The following is a 17,734-nucleotide window of genomic DNA, read 5'->3' as shown; positions in this document are numbered from 1 at the left end:
GTCCAACATGGTTGAGTGAGCGTCCAGCAGACCGATCCCCTCGAAGACATCCTCACCCTCGTCGGCACGACCGGCCACCTGTCCGTCGGGCTGGTGGCCGGCGGCGAGTGGGCACTGTCGTTCGATCCGCCGGTGGCGGTCAAATTCAACGCGGTGCGCCGCGGCCGCTGCCTGCTCACCGTCGACGGCGTGCCGGAGCCGCTCGAACTGGCCGAGGGTGACTGCTTCCTGCTCACCCAGCCGCGGGCCTTCACCCTGGCCAGTGGGCCGGAGGTGCGGCCGGTCCCGGCCGGCCCGGTCTTCGAGGCGGCCGTCGACGGCAGGGCCCGGGCGGGGACCGGCGAGGACGTGATCTTCATCGGCGGCCGGTTCGACTTCGGCGAGCGGGCCCAGGAGCTGTTGCTCGACGCGCTGCCACCGGTGATCCACGTTCCCGGACGCACCGCCGAGGCCGCGACCGTACGCTGGGCGCTCGATCAGATCGACGCCGAGCTGCGCGACCGGCCGCTCGCCTCGAAACTGGTCACCGAGCATCTCGCCCTGGTCCTGCTGATCCGTGTGCTGCGCCTGCACCTTGCCCTCGCCGGGCCGGGCTCGGCGTCCGGCTGGCTGGCCGGGCTCGCCGACCCGGTCGTGGCCCCGGCGCTGGGGGCCATGCACGCCCGGCCGGCCCATGCCTGGACGGTGGCCCAGCTGGCCGAGGTCGCGGCGGTGTCCCGGTCGACGCTCGCCGCCCGGTTCAAGCACGCCGTCGGGCAGGGCCCGCTCGACTACCTGACCGGCTGGCGGATCGAACTGGCCGCCGATCGCCTGCGCCGCGGCGACGAGACGATGGCGGCGATCGCCCGTGAGGTCGGCTACGGCTCGGAGAGCGCACTGAGCAACGCGTTCAAGCGGATCACCGGCGCGTCCCCGCGCGATTACCGCCGTCGGATCAGCCCGTGACCTTCCCGTCGGCGACCTCCAGGTCGTTGCCGCGAGGGCCGGCTCGATCCACCGCCTGCGAACGGCCAGATCAAAGACCACTTCGCCGGCAGTCGTCTCCCGGATCAGCCGCGGCGGCGGTGCCGGCGTCGCGGGTGCGGGGACCGGTGCTCAGAACAGCAGGCTGAGCGGCAGGAGCAGGAGGATGCCCACGACCGAGGCCACGGAGACGGCGGTGGTGCAGGTCTTGAGCGTGCCACGGGTGGTCTGGCCCAGCAGTGACTGCAGCAGCCAGAAGGTGTTGCTGGTGACGTGGACGGCGAACAGCGAGCCGGTCCCCGCGGCGAGTGCGATCAGCACCGGGTCGATGCCGAGCGCGGGCGCGACCGGGGCGAGGATGCCCGCCGCCGTGATGGCCGAGATGGTGACCGAGCCGACCGCGATGTGCAGGGCCGCGGCGACCAGCCAGACCAGCAGCAGCGGCAGAAAGGTGTGGGCGGTGAAGTATCCGCGGAGGATGTCGCCCAGGCCGCCGGCCGCGACCACCGCCGCCAGGGAGCCGCCGACCGCGGTCAGGGCGAGGATCTGACCGCTCTCCCTGAAACCGTTGGAGATGGCCGTCTCCACCCGCTTCCCACCCATGACGACGCGGCCGACGATCAAGGTGCCTATGAGTCCGATCAGCATGGCGAACACCGGGTCCGCGATGAATTTCAGCACCGCGTTCTCCCTGCCCACGGCATCGGAGACGGCACCGACGGCGATCATCAGCAGCGCGACGAGGAGCGGGGCGAAGCAGGCGAGCAGGCCCGGACCACTCGCCTCGCCGCCCGCCGTGTCGTCGAAGTCGTCGCCGTCGTTTCCCTTGAGGACCTCCGTTCCCTTGAGGACCTCCGTTCCCTTGAGGACCTCCGTTCCTTTGGGGGCCTCCGAACCGCTCGCCGGTGCGATGTCCGGCCATGCGGGCTCCTGGTCCGCCGTCCCCGCCGTCCCCGCGGTCCGTGCGGCCGGCACGGTGGTCAGGACCTCCGCCTTGGTCTCCTCGACGGCGGCGACCTCGTCGGTGGCGCTGTTCCAGAATCCCCGGCGGAACAGGAAGGTCATGATCGACACCGAGATGAGGATGGTCGGGATGATCAGCACCAGCCCCCAGAGCAGCATCGCGCCCAGCGGGACATGCAGCAGCGCCGCCAGGGCCAGCGTACCGACGCCCGGCACCATGAGGACGATGCCGCACTCGAGTCCGATGGCCATGGCGGCGGCCATCCGAGGCGTACCCAGCGGGCCGATCCGGCGTGCGGCGGATCGGGCCAACGGCGCCGAGATCACCAGCAGCACGTCCAGGTAGATCGACTGCAGCAGTGTGCCGATGGCCAGCGACATCGAGTACGGCAGCCGCCTGGGGCCGAAGATCTGGAGCAGCCGGTTGACCAGCCGCTCGATGGCGCCCATCTCCTGCAGTATCGCGCCCATCAGCACGCCGAAGACGATCAGAAGTCCGACCTCGGCCATGATGTCGCCGAAGCCCTTGGTGATCGTCTCGATGGTCCTGCCCAGGCCGAGGGGGGTCATCAGTCCCAGGCAGAGCGAACCGAGCACCAGCGAGATCACCGGGTTCACGCGGAAACGAACGATCAGCACCACGATGCCGACGATCGCCACCGCGGTGCTGGCAAGGACTGCGATATCTGACATCTCGTTCCTTCGATGGATACGGCGGTGAAGGTGAGAGTTCGTCGCCGCTGTGTGAGACCGGCCCGTAACCGAATTGTGGGATGCCAAGTCACCACGAGGATGACCGACGGGCAGGCCAAGAATCCCCTGCAGACCAATCTACGGGCAATTTGCCCTGTTTAGCCACGAAGATGCTCATATATTGCAATTTGACCCGTATGATAGGAAACCCTCATCCTGGGATGGGAACCCACGATGTGGGTTTTCGAGGGAGGCTTGCGATGGTTGAACGGAGTCCGAGCGGAAGGGAGACACCTGGGCCGCTGAGCGGTCTGCGGGTGCTTGAGCTGGGCAACTTCATCGCCGCGCCCTCGGCCGGCCGCCTCATGGCGGACTTCGGGGCAGATGTCATCAAGGTGGAACGCCCCCCTGGCGGAGACGAGCTGCGCCGGTGGCGGCTCCACGAAGGCGAGACCTCCCTGCTGTTCCGCGTGATGAACCGCAACAAGCGGTCCCTCACGCTGGACCTGAAACACTCCGAGGGCCGTACGGTCGCCCTCGACCTGATCCGCCGTTCGGATATGGTGCTGGAGAACTTTCGGCCCGGCACCCTGGAACGCTGGGGGCTCGGGATCGAGCGGATGCGCGAGGTGAACCCGGGTGTGATCCTGGTCCGCATCTCGGGATACGGACAGTCCGGCCCATACCGCGACCGCCCCGGCTTCGGTGGCGTGGCGGAGGCCGTCGGCGGGCTCAGAAACCTCACCGGCTATCCCGATCGGCCCCCCACCCGGGTCGGCATCAGTCTCGCCGACTCCGTATCCGGCCTGTACGCCGTCATCGGAGCCCTCGCCGCCCTGCACCGCCGCGGCGTCACGGGGCAGGGAGAGGTGGTGGACGTCGCCCTGTACGAGACGATCTACTCCCTGATGGAGTCGCTGACCCCTGACTACAGTGCCTTCCACGTCGAGCCGGAGCGGGCCGGCGGCTCGCTGCCGGGGATCGTGCCGTCCGGTACCTACGTGTGCGGCGACGGGCGCCACGTCGTGATCAGCGGCAACGGGGACTCCATCTTCAAACGGCTGATGCGGGTGATCGGCCGTTCCGACCTGGCCGAGGACGTGCGGCTCGCCGACAACGCCGGCCGAGTACGGCACGCCGGGCAACTGGACGCCGCCATTTTGACCTGGACCCGGGAACTGCCGCACGAGGAGGTGCTGCGGCGGTTGGAGGAAGGCCAGATTCCCTCCTCTCCTATCTTCACCGCGGCCGACATCGCCAAGGATCCGCACTACGCGGCCCGCGGCATGCTGGAGCGGCATCGGGTGACCATCGCCGCGGGCCGGGAACGGGAGGTGGTCTTCCCCGGCATCGTGCCCAAGTTCGCCCGGGAACCCGGCCGTGTCCGGTGGCTCGGTCCGGAGCTGGGTGAGCACACCGACGAGGTGCTCGCCGAGGTGGGGATGGACGGAGCACACCGCGGGAAACTGCGGGATCTGGGAGTGATCTGAGTGAGTGACGCTGCGAAGAAGGCCCTGATCACCGAGGTTCTGCTCCGTGACGGCTTTCAGATAGAGCCGATGATCGTCTCGACCGCCGACAAGATCCGGCTGGCCGACGGGCTGGTGGACGCCGGGCTGACCTCACTGGAGATCGGCTCGTTCGTGCACCCGGAGAAGGTGCCGCAGATGGCGGACACCGATCGGCTGGTCCGCGAACTGCGGCCCGGAGAGTCGGTGGCGCTGCACACCCTGGTCTTCAACGAGCGGGGAGCGCGCCGTGCGGTGGCGGCCGGAGCCCGTCACGTCCGGCTGATCGTCTCAGCGAGCGACGGCCACAGCCGCGCCAACGCCGGAGTGTCCACCGCGGCGGCCCTTGCCCGGCTGCGCCCCGCCGCGGAGCTGCTGACGCAGGCGCGGGTAGGGATCGAGGCCACCGTCGCCACGGCGTTCGTGTGCCCTTTCGACGGCGAGACCGATCCCGGAACGGTGGTGAACGTGGCCCGGGAGCTGACCGGGTTCGGCATCGAGGTGCTCCATCTCGCCGACACGATCGGTGCGGCCAGCCCACGGCACATCCGAAGAACGGTCTCCGCCGTACGCTCGGCGTTTCCGGAGCTGCCGCTCGGGCTGCACCTGCACAACACCTACGGCATGGCCTCGGCGAACGCCTGGGAAGCGCTCCAGCTGGGCATCCGCCGCTTCGACGCCTCACTGGGCGGAGTCGGCGGCTGCCCGTTCGCCCCCGGCGCGGCCGGGAACATCGCCACCGACGACCTGGTCAACCTCTTCCATCACGTGGGGGTCGCCACCGGGATCGACACCGGGAAACTCGTCGCTCTCCGGGACGACCTCCGGGCGCTGCTCGGCCGCAGGCTCGACTCCGCCCTCTCCGCCGTGGGTGCCACGCCGGTAGCCTTGCAGCGTACGACCACCTCGGACCTGACGTACGTCATGCCTTCGCAGGCGGCCCGGTACGGCCGGAAAGACAGGGGTGATGAGCAGCAAGAGCGACGAGGCGGGCACGGCATCGGTGCTGGTTCTCCGTAAGATCCGCCAGATCCTGGAGTGCTTCACCGTCGAGCGGCCCGAGCTGACCCTTCAGCAGATCACCCGGGCCACGGGTCTGCCCGCCAGCACCTGCCAGCGGCTGGTGAACAGCCTGCTGAGGGAGGGCTTCCTGGACCGAAACGAGGACACCTACCGCATCGGTCTCGCTCTGGTCCGGTGGTCGGCTCCCGGAACCTTCGGCCTGGACATTGTGCAGCTCACCCGTCCGGTGCTCCGGCAACTGCGTGACCGGACGGGAGAATCGGCCTGCCTGCACGTGCGGGACGGTCCCTTCCGCACGGTGGTGGGCCTGGCCGAGACCCGCCACGTGATCATGCGGATGTTCATGGTGGGCATGGTGATGCCCCTGCACGCCGGCTCGGCCGGCAAGGTTTTCATGGCCTTCGATCCGATGGCGCGCCGCGCGGCGGTCAGCCACGGTCTTACCCGGCACACGGCCCACACCGTCGTCGACATCGACGAGTTGGACCAGCAGCTGGAGGAGGTCCGTCGACGCGGTTACTCGGCGACGTTCGAAGAACGCGACATCGGCGCGGCCTCGATCAGCGCGCCCGTCTTCGGAGCCACCGGTGAGCTTGTGGCGGTCCTGGGCATCGTCGCCCCGACGCAGCGGCTGACCCCCGCCGATACGAGCCGTCTCGCGCCCGCGGTCGTGGAGGCCGCCGAAGAGGGATCGCGCCGCCTCGGGTACCGCCCTGACCTCCGCCTGGCTTCCCAGGACCCGGTTGCCGAGTGATAATCCGGCGTACCGCTATGCCGCCCGGCCCCCTCACCATGACGGGTCAGAACCCGAAGATCACCAGAAAGGTGAGGCCGAGGCTCAGCGCCACGAAGGGGAGCGTTCTGGGGTGCTGGGCGGCCTCACGCCGCGAGGAGATCACCAGCGCGGCGCCCACGGCCAGAGCCACCAGCAGGTGCAGGCCGTACCACCAGGGAATGGGCAGCTTCGCCAGGACGGTCCCGGACAGCACGTCGTCGGCGGCCGCGTAGCCGGAGAGCCCGCCGAGTATGCCCAGGCCCATCACCGCGAGTGCGTACCGGAAACGGCCGAGCAGGACCCAGACGACGGTCCCGATGCCGAGCAGGACGGCGGAGCTGTGATGCAGCTGCCGCATGAACAGGCCGCCGCGCACCTCAAAGCCGATCTTCAGGATCGAGTTGTAGGCGGCACTCATGGGAATGCCCCACAGCGGCTCGTAAGCGCCGTTGTAGGGCACCGTCTGACCGCCGGGCACGTAGAAGAACGCCAGGAAGCCACCGGTGAGCAGGACGACCACAAAACAGTAGACCAGCATCTCGCCCACCAGCTGCCTCGCCCGTTCCATCCGCATATTCCACCACAAAGAGCAGGCCAAGATCGCGGTATGTGAGCACTACCTCGACCGCGGCAGCCGCTTACCCGTGCACGCTGAGCGCGGACAGAACCTCGCTCGTGGTAAGGGAACGCAGCCCCTTGGCGCGCTTCTCGGCGGGGTGCTCGGATCGGTGCTCAGCCTCCGAGTCACCCTCGTCATCGGCAGCGGCGTGATGCTCCTCGGCACCGCGATCGCCTATGCCTCACCACTGCGCTCATTGCGAGAGTTGCCCGCTCCGGAGCGCGGCGACGAACCGACGCTGTCCTAAGTGGTCAGCTCCGGAAATCCTTCGGCGGTTGATCAGGCTGACTGGGCGGCGGAGGATTCTTCCTGGTGATCGGTGGTGCGCCGGTCGAGCCTGTCCAGCAGATCGTCCAGTTCGGAGGCACCCGCGCCCGCGTCTCTTGGCCCCAGCTCGCGGGCCTGGACGCCCGTCACCGCGCCAGTTCGCCCATGTCGACGGCGAACTGGCTGACGGACAGAGCGCCGGTCCCGGCCAGGGACTGCGGCCTCTGCACGACCCGGACGTCCCGAGGACACCGACGACGGGAGTTCGGATGGGTCTGAGGGGGTCAGAAGGCAGGCGTGGCCAAGTAGTCGCCGTGCTCCAGGTCATCGAGAAGTGTCGGATGGGTGGGAGACCAGCCAAGCAGATCCTGCGTGTGAGCACTGGAGACGGGCGCGTCGAAGCCGTAGACCCTGGCCATGAACGGGCTGACGTAGTGCCCGGCAGCCTCGTCGGGGGTCAGCGAGACCATCGGCAGATCCAGGCCCCGGGCGATCGTCTGCGCGATGTTCTTCATGGCGACGCCGCTTTCGGCTGCTCCGTGCAGCACGCTGCCCGCAGGAGCCTTCTCCAGTGCCAGGCGGAACAGGACCGCGGCGTCGAGCCGGTGTACTGCGGGCCACCGGTTGGTGCCGTCGCCAACATAGGCCGAGACGCCGGTCTTTCGTGCGGTGGCGATGAGCATGGGGATGAAGCCGTGGTCTTCAGGGCCGTGGACGGTAGGAGCGAGGCGAACCACGCTCGCGCGTACTCCCCGGGCGACGGAGTCCAGACAGGCTCGCTCGCCCACGATGCGGAAGGCGGCGATCCCGGCCGCGTCGGGCTCGTCCTTCTCCGTGGTCTCCCGGCCGGCGGGCATCACCAGCGTGCCCGAGGTGACGACGAGCGGCTTGCCCGAGTGTTCCAACGGCCGGCCAAGCGCCTCGATCGCGGTCCGGTCGCGCCTCATCATGTCGTCGAGGTCGGAGAAGTCCCCGCCGTAGGCCATGTGCAGGACTCCGTCGGCGGCTTCGGCGCCACGGCGCAGGCTGTCGAGGTCGTCCAGGGAGCCGCGGTGTGGTGTGGCGCCCAGCGACTCCAGCCGGGCGGCGGCGGCATCCGAGCGCGCCAGACCAATGATGTCGTGGCCGGCCGCGACGAGCTCGGCGACGACGGCGGGGCCGGTCTGGCCAGAACCACCAGTGACAAAAATATGCATGACACGCTCTCTCTGCGGGTGTGTGCACCGGGGCCGCTGAACGGGTCCGGTGCGGGTGAGGCGGGAATGGCCCGCCTTCGAGGGCAGCGGCGCAGCGACGTGTCGCATGCGCGTTCTGCCAGGGCCTGCGAGGCGGAACGGAGACCTTGATCGCCTCGACGGCGTTCGGACCGAAAGATCGGGGTCGCTGCCACCAGCGACAAAAACCTCCCACTTAACGACAGTCACTGGCACTAAGTAGCGCCAGTCACTGACTTTAAGTAGCGCCAGCCGCTGGCGTCAAGTGGTGTCAGCCACTGGCGTATGCGGTATCTTCGAGGGGTGCCACGAAGTGGATTAGAAGCGCGCCGCCGCCTTCAACAGGCGGCTCTGGAGCTGTACCGGGAGCGCGGGTTCGATCAGACCACCACGGCTGAGATCGCCGCTCGGGCAGGCGTCAACGAGCGCACGTTCTTCCGGCACTTCCCGGACAAGCGCGAGGTGCTCTTCGGCGGCGAAGCCGACCTGCGCGCCGCGCTGATACAGGAGGTCGCCGACGCCCCCGATGGCCTGCAGCCACTCGGCATTCTGCTGTACGCCTTCCGGAAGACCGGACGAATCCTTGAGGACAACCGCCCGTTCTCCGAGCCACGGCTAGCGGTCATCGCCAAGACCCCAGCCCTCCGAGAACGCGACTTGGCCAAGGCCGCAGCCCTCAGCGAAGCCATAGCGGAGGCGCTACGTCAGCGCGATGTCCCCGACCGGCTGGCCAGCCTGGCCGCACAAACCGGCTGGGCCACCTTCCACCACGCCGCCCAAGCCTGGATCGACGACCCCTCACAGAGCTTGGACGCACATCTCCTCCAAGCTTTCGACGATCTGCACGTCCTCTCCGCGACCGCCCCACCAGAGCACACGCGGCCTGAAATCTGACCAATCGCTCCTCGCGACAACGGCTCCGGAGTCAACCCCCAAAGGACTTTCGGAGCCGACCGCCAAGTGACACCACCATGACCGGAACCCGTGGATCCGGAAATCATCGGCTGCCTGCCGGGCATCGCGGGTGTCGGCCAGGAGAGCTCGCGGGCGTCGGCGCGGTCACCGTCGTCCGCCGCGTCCGCAGTGGGCGGGAAAAAGCAAAGGCAAGGAGGTTGCCGCTCCTTGCCACTCTCAATTTATAGCGGGATGGGGGGCTTGCGGCAAGACCCGGGTCATGCCGCAGAATCTCCGACCGAAGCCAGAACCCGCGGAAATCAAGGGTTGTCGACGTGTTGGTTTCGCGGAGCGTCGCACCGCCGGTGGGACCTGCGGTGCGGTTATGGGCGCTCGGCGCGGAGGTGCGGGTATGCCCGCCGCCCGACCGCGCGGAGCGGCCGGCCAAAATGCGATCTTGTTGAACGGGGGGCTTCATGATTGACGTGATCGTTGCCGGTGGCGGACCGACCGGTTTGATGCTGGCCGGCGAGTTGCGGCTGCACGGCGTGCACGCGCTCGTGCTGGAGAAGGAGGCGGAGCCGACCCGGGTTGTCCGCGCGCTCGGCCTGCACGCGCGCAGCGTCGAGGTGATGGACCAGCGCGGTCTGCTGGAGCGGTTCCTCGCGCTCGGCCGGAAGCACCCGGTCGGTGGTTTCTTCGCCGGCATCCCCAAGCCGTCGCCGGACCGGCTGGACACCGCGCATCCGTACGTCCTCGGCATTCCGCAGACCATCACCGAGCGCCTGCTGACCGAGCACGCCGCCGAACTCGGCGCCGAGATCCGGCGCGGCTGCGAACTGGTCGGGCTGAGCCAGGACGAGGACGGGGTGACCGCCGAGCTGGCCGACGGCACGCGGCTGCGCTCGCGCTACCTCGTCGGCTGCGACGGCGGCCGCAGTACGGTGCGCAAGCTGCTCGGCGTCGGCTTCCCCGGCGAGCCCTCCAGAGTCGACACGCTGCTGGGCGAGATGGAGCTGACCGAGGACCCGGCGGCGCTCGCCGCCGTCGTCGCGGAGATCCGCAAGACCCAGCTGAGGTTCGGCGCCGGGCCCCTCGGGAACGGGGCGTACCGCGTCGTCGTGCCCGCCGCGGGGGTGGCCGAGGACCGTACGGTCCCGCCGACCCTGGAGGAGTTCAGACAGCAGCTGCGGGTGACCGCCGGCACCGACTTCGGGGTGCACTCGCCGCGCTGGCTCTCCCGGTTCGGCGACGCCACCCGGCAGGCCGAGCGCTACCGGACCGGCCGGGTGCTGCTGGCCGGCGACGCGGCGCACACCCACCCGCCGATGGGCGGGCAGGGACTCAACCTCGGCATCCAGGACGCGTTCAACCTCGGCTGGAAACTGGCCGCCGAGATCGGCGGCTGGGCGCCGGAGGGGCTGCTGGACAGCTACCACACCGAACGGCACCCGGTGGCCGCCGACGTGCTGAACAACACCCGCGCGCAGATGGTGCTGATGTCCACCGAGCCGGGGCCGCTGTCGGTGCGCCGGCTGATGTCGGAACTGATGGACTTCGAGGAGGTGAACCGGTACCTGATCGAGAAGATCACTGCGATCGGGGTCCGTTACGACTTCGGCGAGGGACACGAACTGCTCGGCCGGCGACTGCGGGACATGGAGCTGAAGCGGAGTCGCCTCTACGAGCTGATGCACGGCGGCCGCGGGCTGCTGCTCGACCAGACCGGCCGGCTCTCGGTGGCGGGCTGGGCGGATCGGGTCGACCACGTCGTCGACGTCAGCGAGGAACTGGACGTGCCCGCGGCGCTGCTGCGGCCGGACGGTCATGTGGCATGGGTCGGAGAAAATCAGCAGGAGCTGGTCAGCCGGCTGCCCAGGTGGTTCGGCGCTCAAGATCGGCGTCCGGCACACCACGGGCACCGGCGCTCATCCACGCAACAGCGGTAGGAGCTGATCGCCCTGGCGCTTGATCTCCGGCAGGTAGGGAGTATCGGAGAGAACGAAGTGAGTGATGCCGAGACTCTGGTACTTGCGCAGCGACTTCGCCACGTCCTCGGCTGAGCCGACCAGCCAGGTGGTGCCCGCGCCGCCGCCGCCGAACTTGCCGGGGGCGGTGTAGAGGTTGTCGTCGAGCACCTCTCCCCGCGCGGCCAGATCGAGCAGCCGCTGCTGACCGACGGCGGTCTGCCGGTTCGGGTCCCGCGAGATGACGCCCTTGCCTTTTGCCATCTCCGCGACCTTGGCCTCGGCGTCGGCCCAGGCCTGCTCGGTGGTGTCCCGTATCAGCGTGGTGATCCGCAGCCCGAACTCCAGCGGAGCATGCTCGCGTCCCAGCTCCTCGCTGAGTCGCTTGAGCCGCTCGATCCGCTCGTGGACACCGTCGAGTGGCTCGCCCCAGAAGAGCTGGACGTCGGCCTCGGTGGCGGCCACCTTCGCGGCGGCCTCGGAGGCTCCGCCGAAGTAGAGCCGGGGGTGCCTGCGTTCGCCGCGGACGACCGTTCGCGGCACCACGGTGGAGTCGGTGACGCTGAAGTGCTCGCCGTGGTAGGTGACGTTCTCCTCGGTCCACAGCTTGCGCACGATCTGGAGGAACTCCTTGGTGCGGGCGTAGCGGTGGGCCTGGTCGCCTTCGCTGTCGCCGTACGCCGCCAGGTTGTCCTTGCCCGACACGATGTTGATCAGCACCCGGCCCCGGGTGAGGTCGTCCAGGGCCGCGGCGGCGGCGGCGAAGTTGGCCGGACGCCAGTAGCCGGGCCGGACCGCGATCAGCGGCTGGAACGTCGTCGTCTGCGCGGCCAGTGCGGTGGCGACCGTGAAGGTGTCGGGCCGCCCCCAGCCGGTGCCGATGAGCGCGCCGCCCCACCCGTGCTCCTCGAGGGCCCTGGCGTGGCCGGTGAGGGTCTCCAGGCTGTTGTGGTTCTCGGTGACGTCGTCGCCGCGGTGACCGGGCTGGAACTGGTTCGGGATGTACCAGAGGAACTCGAGGCTCATGAGTGGGTCTTCCTGTTCTCTTCGGTGATCAGTGTGTGAAAGTGCTTGAGTCTGGGCTGGTTGCCACCGCTCCGGTCGCTGCCGTCGTTCTCCTTGGTCCGACCCGGCTCGGGCCCGCTCTCACGACCTGTCGTTCAACCGGTGGTTAAACCCCATTCATTTGTGACCCAGATCACACTTAAATCATGTAATCCCTACAGGTATAGTATAGATTATGTTCATGTTCCTCCGTTACTCCAGACGCGAAATCGACTTCGCGCGCTTCGCCGGCGCTCTGTGTCAGCGCTGATCGGCTGTCGCACCGTTCGCACGTGAGTGCCCGCACCGGCGGCGAGGCCACACCTACTCCATCCGGCCCTAGGCCGCGCGTAGTCACGCATCCCCGAGGTGACGTGACCCCTTTCCGCCTGCCCGGATGCTGTCCGTCGGTCGCCCACTCAGCACGAAGGAAAGCTCATGTCCGACCTTCGCAGTTCCATCGAGAACGCCTCCCCCTCGCGTAATAAGTGGCCCTTGGTGGCCGGTATCGCCGCCGTCGCCGTCGCCCTCATCGCGGTGGTGGGGTTCACCGTCGCCCGTGGCGACTCCGCCGACAGGGCCGCCGGTGGTGGCGAGCCGGTGCGCGGCGGCACACTGGAGTTCGCCCTACTCGACTACCAGCGCAGCCCCGACCCGCAACTGGGCTCCAACTACGCCGAGTCGATCGTCACCAACAACATCGGCGACAAGCTCGTGTGGCAGGACCCGAAAACCGGTGAGATCACGCCGTGGCTGGCGGAGTCGTGGGAGTACAACAACGAGCTGACCGAGTTCACGTTCCACCTGCGCAAGGATGTCACGTTCAGCGACGGCACCCCGTTCAACGCCGAGGCGGTCAAGGCCAACTACGACCAGTTCATCCGCGGCGACGAGAAACTCGAGATCCTGCCGAACGGCGCTCGCCTGTTCCCGGGCTACATCGGCACCGATACGCCGGACGATCACACCGCGGTCATCACGTTCGAGAAGCCACTGGCCAGCACGCTCCAGGCGGCGTCGATCACCTCCAACCAGCAGCCGGTCTTCCTGTCGCTCTCGACCCTGAAGCTGAGCGCGAAGGAGCGGACGGACCCGAAGAAGGTGATCGGCACCGGTCCGTTCGTGTACGAGTCGTGGGAGGAGCAGGTCAAGACCGTCTTGGTCAGGCGCAAGGGCTACAACTGGTCCCCGCCCGCGATCGGGCACAGGGGCGAGGCATACCTGGACAAGGTCGTGTTCAACACGATCCCGGAGGCCAGCGTCCGGACCGGCTCGCTGGAGTCCGGCACGATCGACGCCACGCTCGACGTGGGCACCACGGACGAGAAGCCGCTGGCCACCCAGGGCTTCAAGGTCAACTACCGGGGCGTCTCCGGCACCGCGATCCGTTTCGACTTCAACGTCTCGCTGTTCCCGACCAACGACATCGCGGTGCGCAGGGCGATCCAGCGCGGCTGGGACCGTGAGGCGATCAAGAAGACGGTGCTCACCGACTCCTACTCCGTCGCCACCTCGATCCTCGATCCGTCGGTTCCCGGGTACGCGGACTACGGCGACTCGGTCCTCAAGTACGACCCCGAGGAGGCCAGGCGACTCCTCGAGGCGGCCGGCTGGATCGAGGGTCCGGACGGGATCCGGGTCAAGGACGGCAGAAAGCTCGTGGTCAAGCTGCTCGGCATCAGCAACCTGGTGGTGAACAAGCCGGCTTACGAGTCGATCCAGCAGGACCTGAAGAAAATCGGCATCGACCTGCAGCTCACCGTCGTCCCGATCCCCGACTGGACTGCTCAGCGTGCCAAAGCACAGACCGACTGGAACGTCACCGCGGCGAACTCCTCGCGGAACGACCCATCCGTGATCAACCTCACCTACGGCCCGCTACTCGGCAACTCCAGCTGGCTGAAGAAGGGCACGCCGGAATACGACAAGGCGCTCGATGTGCTCGGCAAGATCGAGACCACCCTCGACCCGGCCAAGCGCGGAGAGTACGCCAAGGCCGCGCAGGACCTGGTCCTCGACGAGCTCGCGCTGACCAACCCGGTCTACAACCCCTCCCAGGTCATCGCCCAGGCGGGCTACGTCCACGGGATCATCTTCGACGCCCAGTCCCGAAACAACTTCGTCGATACGTGGAAGAGCAACGGGAGGTAACGATCTGTGGTCGCCGGGCGCCCAGGCTACCGGCGGCCACCGCATCGCCCTCGTGGAAGGAACCTCGTGCTGCGCTACGTCACTCTTAAGGTCGGCCGGGCCTTGTTCGTGGTCTGGGCCGCGTTCACTCTGACCTTCGTCCTGCTGTTCGTGTTACCGGTCAACCCGGTGGATCTGCTCTTCGACCCCGCCGAGATCAACACCATTCCGCCGGAGGTCCGGAAACAGGTGGCGGAGAACTACGGCTTCGACGATCCGGTGATCGTGCAGTATCTCGACCGGCTGGGACACGCGCTGACCGGTGACTTCGGCAACTCGGTGCAGTCCGGGCGGCCGGTCACCGCCGCGATCCTCGACGTGCTGCCGAGCACCCTGGTCCTTGCCTCCGGCGCTCTTGTCCTAGCGCTGCTCATCGCCTTCGTGATCGCGCTCGTCGCGACCTCGACCCGCCACGCATGGGTGCGCAACCTGGTTGAGGCGCTGCCGTCGGGCTCGGTCTCGGTGCCGGTCTTCCTGTCCGGAATCCTGATCCTGCAGATCTTCTCGTTCAGGCTGAGCTGGTTCCCGGCCTTCGGAGGGGAAGGCGCCAGGAGTCTCGTCCTGCCGCTGATCACACTGGCCATCCCGGTGTCGGGTCCGATCGCGCAGCTCCTCGTCCGCAGCTTCGCGACCGAGTTCCACTCCGGCTACGTCACGACGAGCTGGGCAAAGGGCGCCACCCGCGGCGGCATCATCATCCGCGACGTCTTTCGCAACGCCAGCCTGCCGGCGTTCACCATCGCCGGCATCACGTTCGGCAACCTGATCGCCGGCTCGGTCATCACCGAGACCGTCTTCGCCCGCAAGGGCATCGGCCGTATGACGCAGATCGCGATCAACACCCTCGACGTCCCGCTCGTCCAGGGGGTCGTCGTGCTCGTGGCGGTCAGCTTCGCGTTGATCAATCTGATCGTCGACCTGATCTACCCGCTGCTGGACCCGCGGCTGCGGGCCACGCTCGCCATCTCGATTCCCCAGGCGGCTACAGGAGGATTGCGATGACCGCCGAACTCGACACGTTCGCCGCGCCCACGCGGCTACCGGGGCCGGCGGCTGAGCGGCCTGCCTTCGCTCGCTCGCTCGTCTCGCGCCTCGGTGAGCTCGCCCACCAGCCGATCCTGGTGCTCTCGTGGATCATCGTGCTGGTCGTGATCGGCTGGGCCGTCGCTCCCGGCCTGTTCACCTCCTACGGCCCCTACACCGGCGACACCGCCGCGAGCTTCGTGCCGCCGAGCGCGGAGCACTGGTTCGGAACCGACCGGCTGGGCCGGGACCTCTTCGCCCGCAGCGTGTACGGCGCGCGCACGACCCTGACCGCGACCCTGCTGGCCGTCATCATCGCCTTCGGCGTCGGCATGGCCGTCGGGCTGGTCGCCGGTTTCGCCGGACGGGTCGCCGACACCGTCATCATGCGGGTGGTCGATGTGTTCCTGGCGATCCCCAGCCTGCTGCTCGCGATGGTGATGGTCTCGGTCCTGGGGTACTCCACGACCAACATCGCCCTGGCGGTCGGCATCTCCTCCATCGCGTCGTTCGCGCGGGTGATGAGAGCCCAAGTGCTCTCGGTGGTGACCCAGGACTATGTCAAAGCCGCATACGGCCTCGGTGTCGGCCGGCTGGGCGTGATGGTCAAACACGTCGTCCCCAACTCGCTCAGCTCGGTGATCGCACTGGCCGCTCTCGAGGTCGGAACGGCCGTCCTCGCCGTCGCCTCGCTCGGCTTCCTCGGCTACGGCGCGCCGCCGCCGGAGCCGGAGTGGGGCCTGCTGGTGGCCGAGGGCCGCGACTACGTCGCGGTCCACCCGTGGGCCTCGATCATGCCGGGCGTGGCGCTCGCGATCGTCGTCATCGCCACCCACCGCATCAGCACCTCGTTCCGGAAGGACCACCGATGACCGACGCAGCCACCGTCACCAGCGAGGTCACCGACTCACCGGGGAAGGAACCCCGGGAGGAGAGGGAGCCGCTGCTGCGGATCAGCGACCTTGCGATCGACTACCGGACCGGGCGCCGCCGCTGGACTCCCGCCGTCCGCGGCGCCGGCCTCCACGTGGCACCGGGCGAGTTCGTCTCGCTCGTGGGCGAGTCCGGCTCAGGCAAGACCACCCTGGTCCAGGGCGCGCTCGGTCTGCTTCCGATCTCCGCGCGGATCCGGGCCGGCTCGATCGCCTACTCCGGCGTCGACGTCACCGGATGGAACGACCGGCGGATGGCGCTGGTGCGGGGCAACTACGTGGGCTTCATCCCCCAGGATCCCAACACCTCGCTCAACCCGGTCAAGAGGATCGGGCAGCAGGTGATCGAGGCGGTCCGGTTCAACGACCCCGACGCCGGCGACGCGGCGCGGCACAGGGAAGCCGCGCTGGAGAGTCTGCGTACCGCGGGTCTCAAGGACGCCGAACGAGTGTTCCAGCAGTATCCGCACGAGCTCAGCGGCGGCATGAAGCAGCGTGCTCTCATCGCGATCGCGCTGGCGGGCAAGCCGAAGATCATCGTGGCCGACGAGCCCACCAGCGCGCTTGACGTCACCGTCCAGAAAGTCATCCTCGACCACCTGGTGGGGCTGCGTGAGGAACTGGGCATCGGCATCCTCCTGGTCACCCACGACCTCGGCGTCGCGCTGGACCGCTCGGACCGGATCCTGGTCATGCAGGACGGCGAGATCGTCGAGGAGGGCCCGGTAGGTCAGGTACTGGAGAGCGCGACCAACGACTACACCCGCCGCCTGCTCGACGCGGCGCCCGCGCGGCACATCGGCCGGCTCGAACCGACGTCAGGCGCGCGACCGGTCCCCGCCGCCGCGTCGGCGGTGCTGGAGGCGCGTGCGCTCACCAAGACCTACCACCTACGCGGCCGGGGCCGGCAACGTGAGCTGCGGGCACTGGACGCCACCGGCCTGGTCGTGCGCAAGGGCACCACGCATGCGATCGTCGGTGAGTCCGGTGCGGGCAAGTCGACGCTGGCGAGCATCCTGGCCGGCTTCACCTCCGCCGACAGCGGCACGGTGCACGTCGGCGACCGCGAGCTGACCGGCCTGCGCCGCGGGCAGCTGCGGGAGATCCGCCGGGACCTGCAGTTCGTGTTCCAGAACCCGTTCACCTCGCTCGACCCGCGGTTCACGGTGAGCAAGATCATCGCTGAGCCGCTGGTGGCCTTCGGGTCGGTGACCGGTAAGCGGGAGCGGACGGCCCGGGTGGTCGAGTTGCTGAAGGCGGTGGCGCTGGACGAGAGCTACCTGCACCGGCTGCCGAGCCAGCTGTCCGGCGGTCAGCGGCAGCGGGTCGCGATCGCGCGCGCGCTCGCGCTCCGCCCCGAGATCCTGGTGCTGGACGAGGCGGTGAGTTCGCTCGACGTGTCGGTCCAGGCTCAGATTCTGCAACTGCTGGTCGACCTGCAGGCCGAGTTCGGGCTCAGCTACGTGTTCGTGACCCACGACCTCGGCGTCGTACGCCTGATCTCCGACGACGTCACGGTGATGAAGGACGGTGCCGTGGTCGAGACCGGCCCGGTCGAGCAGGTGTTCCGCTCGCCGCGGCACGAGTACACCCGGGAGCTGCTGGAGGCGATACCGGGAGCCCGGCTCGCCCCTGCCGGCGCGAACTAAAAGGAGAGCG

General features: G+C 68.5%; 16 protein-coding genes. 11 read left to right on the top strand and 5 right to left on the bottom strand.

Going from position 1 to position 17,734, the window contains the following annotated elements; translation table 11 throughout:
- Positions 1-15: 15 nt before the first annotated feature.
- A complete protein-coding gene (locus CHC08_RS09170; protein WP_089206745.1) occupies positions 16-945 on the top strand; it encodes an AraC family transcriptional regulator in 930 nt (309 codons plus the stop codon).
- 150 nt (positions 946-1,095) lie between these two features.
- Here CHC08_RS09170 and CHC08_RS09165 read toward each other — a convergent pair whose 3' ends face one another.
- Positions 1,096-2,619: a GntP family permease gene (locus tag CHC08_RS09165; protein ID WP_089206744.1), complete on the bottom strand. Its 1,524-nt coding sequence runs from the start codon at positions 2,617-2,619 to the stop codon at positions 1,096-1,098.
- Between the two features lie 260 nt (positions 2,620-2,879).
- Between CHC08_RS09165 and CHC08_RS09160 the strand changes: the two genes are divergently transcribed.
- The 3 genes from CHC08_RS09160 to CHC08_RS09150 are packed head-to-tail and all read left to right on the top strand — an operon-like array spanning position 2,880 to position 5,904.
- Complete coding sequence (locus CHC08_RS09160) at positions 2,880-4,109, top strand: CaiB/BaiF CoA transferase family protein (protein WP_089206743.1); 1,230 nt, start codon at positions 2,880-2,882, stop codon at positions 4,107-4,109.
- Positions 4,110-5,147 carry a hydroxymethylglutaryl-CoA lyase gene (locus tag CHC08_RS09155; protein ID WP_179281958.1) on the top strand — a complete coding sequence of 346 codons (1,038 nt, stop codon included), beginning with the start codon at positions 4,110-4,112 and terminating at the stop codon, positions 5,145-5,147.
- On the top strand, positions 5,095-5,904 hold the full coding sequence (locus CHC08_RS09150) for an IclR family transcriptional regulator (RefSeq protein WP_089206742.1): 810 nt from the start codon (positions 5,095-5,097) through the stop codon (positions 5,902-5,904). The genes CHC08_RS09155 and CHC08_RS09150 overlap by 53 nt, the downstream gene beginning before the upstream one ends.
- 46 nt (positions 5,905-5,950) lie before the next feature.
- On the opposite strand, the gene CHC08_RS09145 is transcribed toward CHC08_RS09150, so the two are convergent.
- A complete protein-coding gene (locus CHC08_RS09145; protein WP_089206741.1) occupies positions 5,951-6,493 on the bottom strand; it encodes a hypothetical protein in 543 nt (180 codons plus the stop codon).
- Positions 6,494-6,569: 76 nt separating this feature from the next.
- Here CHC08_RS09145 and CHC08_RS48085 point away from each other — a divergent pair, with 76 nt between their 5' ends.
- Positions 6,570-6,791 carry a hypothetical protein gene (locus CHC08_RS48085; protein ID WP_143653148.1) on the top strand — a complete coding sequence of 74 codons (222 nt, stop codon included), beginning with the start codon at positions 6,570-6,572 and terminating at the stop codon, positions 6,789-6,791.
- Positions 6,792-6,823: 32 nt separating this feature from the next.
- On the opposite strand, the gene CHC08_RS49390 is transcribed toward CHC08_RS48085, so the two are convergent.
- Together CHC08_RS49390 and CHC08_RS09140 are read right to left on the bottom strand one after the other, a co-directional pair.
- Entirely contained in the window at positions 6,824-6,961 is a 138-nt protein-coding gene (locus tag CHC08_RS49390; RefSeq protein ID WP_179281957.1) for a hypothetical protein, read from the bottom strand.
- 134 nt (positions 6,962-7,095) lie between these two features.
- Entirely contained in the window at positions 7,096-8,007 is a 912-nt protein-coding gene (locus CHC08_RS09140; protein WP_089206740.1) for an SDR family oxidoreductase, read from the bottom strand.
- Positions 8,008-8,328: 321 nt separating this feature from the next.
- Here CHC08_RS09140 and CHC08_RS09135 point away from each other — a divergent pair, with 321 nt between their 5' ends.
- Positions 8,329-8,919, top strand: a complete 591-nt coding sequence (locus tag CHC08_RS09135) for a TetR family transcriptional regulator (protein WP_089206739.1) — start codon at positions 8,329-8,331, stop codon at positions 8,917-8,919.
- A 476-nt stretch (positions 8,920-9,395) separates the two neighbouring features.
- Positions 9,396-10,868 carry a rifampin monooxygenase gene (gene rox, locus CHC08_RS09130; RefSeq protein ID WP_089206738.1) on the top strand — a complete coding sequence of 491 codons (1,473 nt, stop codon included), beginning with the start codon at positions 9,396-9,398 and terminating at the stop codon, positions 10,866-10,868.
- Here rox and CHC08_RS09125 read toward each other — a convergent pair.
- Positions 10,848-11,912: an LLM class flavin-dependent oxidoreductase gene (locus tag CHC08_RS09125; protein WP_089206737.1), complete on the bottom strand. Its 1,065-nt coding sequence runs from the start codon at positions 11,910-11,912 to the stop codon at positions 10,848-10,850. The two genes, rox and CHC08_RS09125, sit on opposite strands and share 21 nt — an antisense overlap.
- 456 nt (positions 11,913-12,368) lie before the next feature.
- Between CHC08_RS09125 and CHC08_RS09120 the strand changes: the two genes are divergently transcribed.
- The 4 genes from CHC08_RS09120 to CHC08_RS09105 all read left to right on the top strand — a co-directional run bounded on the left by CHC08_RS09120 (position 12,369) and on the right by CHC08_RS09105 (position 17,724).
- Positions 12,369-14,081, top strand: coding sequence for an ABC transporter substrate-binding protein (locus CHC08_RS09120; protein WP_089206736.1), 1,713 nt, complete (start codon positions 12,369-12,371; stop codon positions 14,079-14,081).
- Positions 14,082-14,147: 66 nt separating this feature from the next.
- The gene (locus tag CHC08_RS09115) at positions 14,148-15,122 is read left to right on the top strand and encodes an ABC transporter permease (protein ID WP_089206735.1); all 975 of its coding nucleotides are present in this window, start codon (positions 14,148-14,150) and stop codon (positions 15,120-15,122) included.
- Positions 15,119-16,015 carry an ABC transporter permease gene (locus tag CHC08_RS09110; protein ID WP_089206734.1) on the top strand — a complete coding sequence of 299 codons (897 nt, stop codon included), beginning with the start codon at positions 15,119-15,121 and terminating at the stop codon, positions 16,013-16,015. Before CHC08_RS09115 ends, CHC08_RS09110 begins: the two co-directional genes overlap by 4 nt.
- A complete protein-coding gene (locus tag CHC08_RS09105) occupies positions 16,012-17,724 on the top strand; it encodes a dipeptide ABC transporter ATP-binding protein (protein WP_089206733.1) in 1,713 nt (570 codons plus the stop codon). The genes CHC08_RS09110 and CHC08_RS09105 overlap by 4 nt, the downstream gene beginning before the upstream one ends.
- Positions 17,725-17,734: the final 10 nt, after the last annotated feature.

It is taken from the genome of Streptosporangium subroseum (assembly GCF_900188345.1).
GTDB classification, from domain to species: Bacteria; Actinomycetota; Actinomycetes; order Streptosporangiales; family Streptosporangiaceae; genus Streptosporangium; species Streptosporangium subroseum.
Note: the sequence above shows the minus strand (reverse complement) of the source record. Positions and strands in the feature narration are given on the sequence as shown.

Excerpts from the sequence above, each read along its gene's own strand:
- CHC08_RS09140 (WP_089206740.1), bottom strand. The coding sequence starts at position 8,007 with ATGCATATTTTTGTCACTGGTGGTTCTGGCCAGACCGGCCCCGCCGTC.
- CHC08_RS09160 (WP_089206743.1), top strand. The coding sequence starts at position 2,880 with ATGGTTGAACGGAGTCCGAGCGGAAGGGAGACACCTGGGCCGCTGAGC.
- CHC08_RS09125 (WP_089206737.1), bottom strand. The coding sequence starts at position 11,912 with ATGAGCCTCGAGTTCCTCTGGTACATCCCGAACCAGTTCCAGCCCGGT.
- rox (WP_089206738.1), top strand. The coding sequence starts at position 9,396 with ATGATTGACGTGATCGTTGCCGGTGGCGGACCGACCGGTTTGATGCTG.
- CHC08_RS09110 (WP_089206734.1), top strand. The coding sequence starts at position 15,119 with ATGACCGCCGAACTCGACACGTTCGCCGCGCCCACGCGGCTACCGGGG.
- CHC08_RS09145 (WP_089206741.1), bottom strand. The coding sequence starts at position 6,493 with ATGGAACGGGCGAGGCAGCTGGTGGGCGAGATGCTGGTCTACTGTTTT.
- CHC08_RS09105 (WP_089206733.1), top strand. The coding sequence starts at position 16,012 with ATGACCGACGCAGCCACCGTCACCAGCGAGGTCACCGACTCACCGGGG.
- CHC08_RS09120 (WP_089206736.1), top strand. The coding sequence starts at position 12,369 with ATGTCCGACCTTCGCAGTTCCATCGAGAACGCCTCCCCCTCGCGTAAT.
- CHC08_RS09150 (WP_089206742.1), top strand. The coding sequence starts at position 5,095 with ATGAGCAGCAAGAGCGACGAGGCGGGCACGGCATCGGTGCTGGTTCTC.
- CHC08_RS09165 (WP_089206744.1), bottom strand. The coding sequence starts at position 2,619 with ATGTCAGATATCGCAGTCCTTGCCAGCACCGCGGTGGCGATCGTCGGC.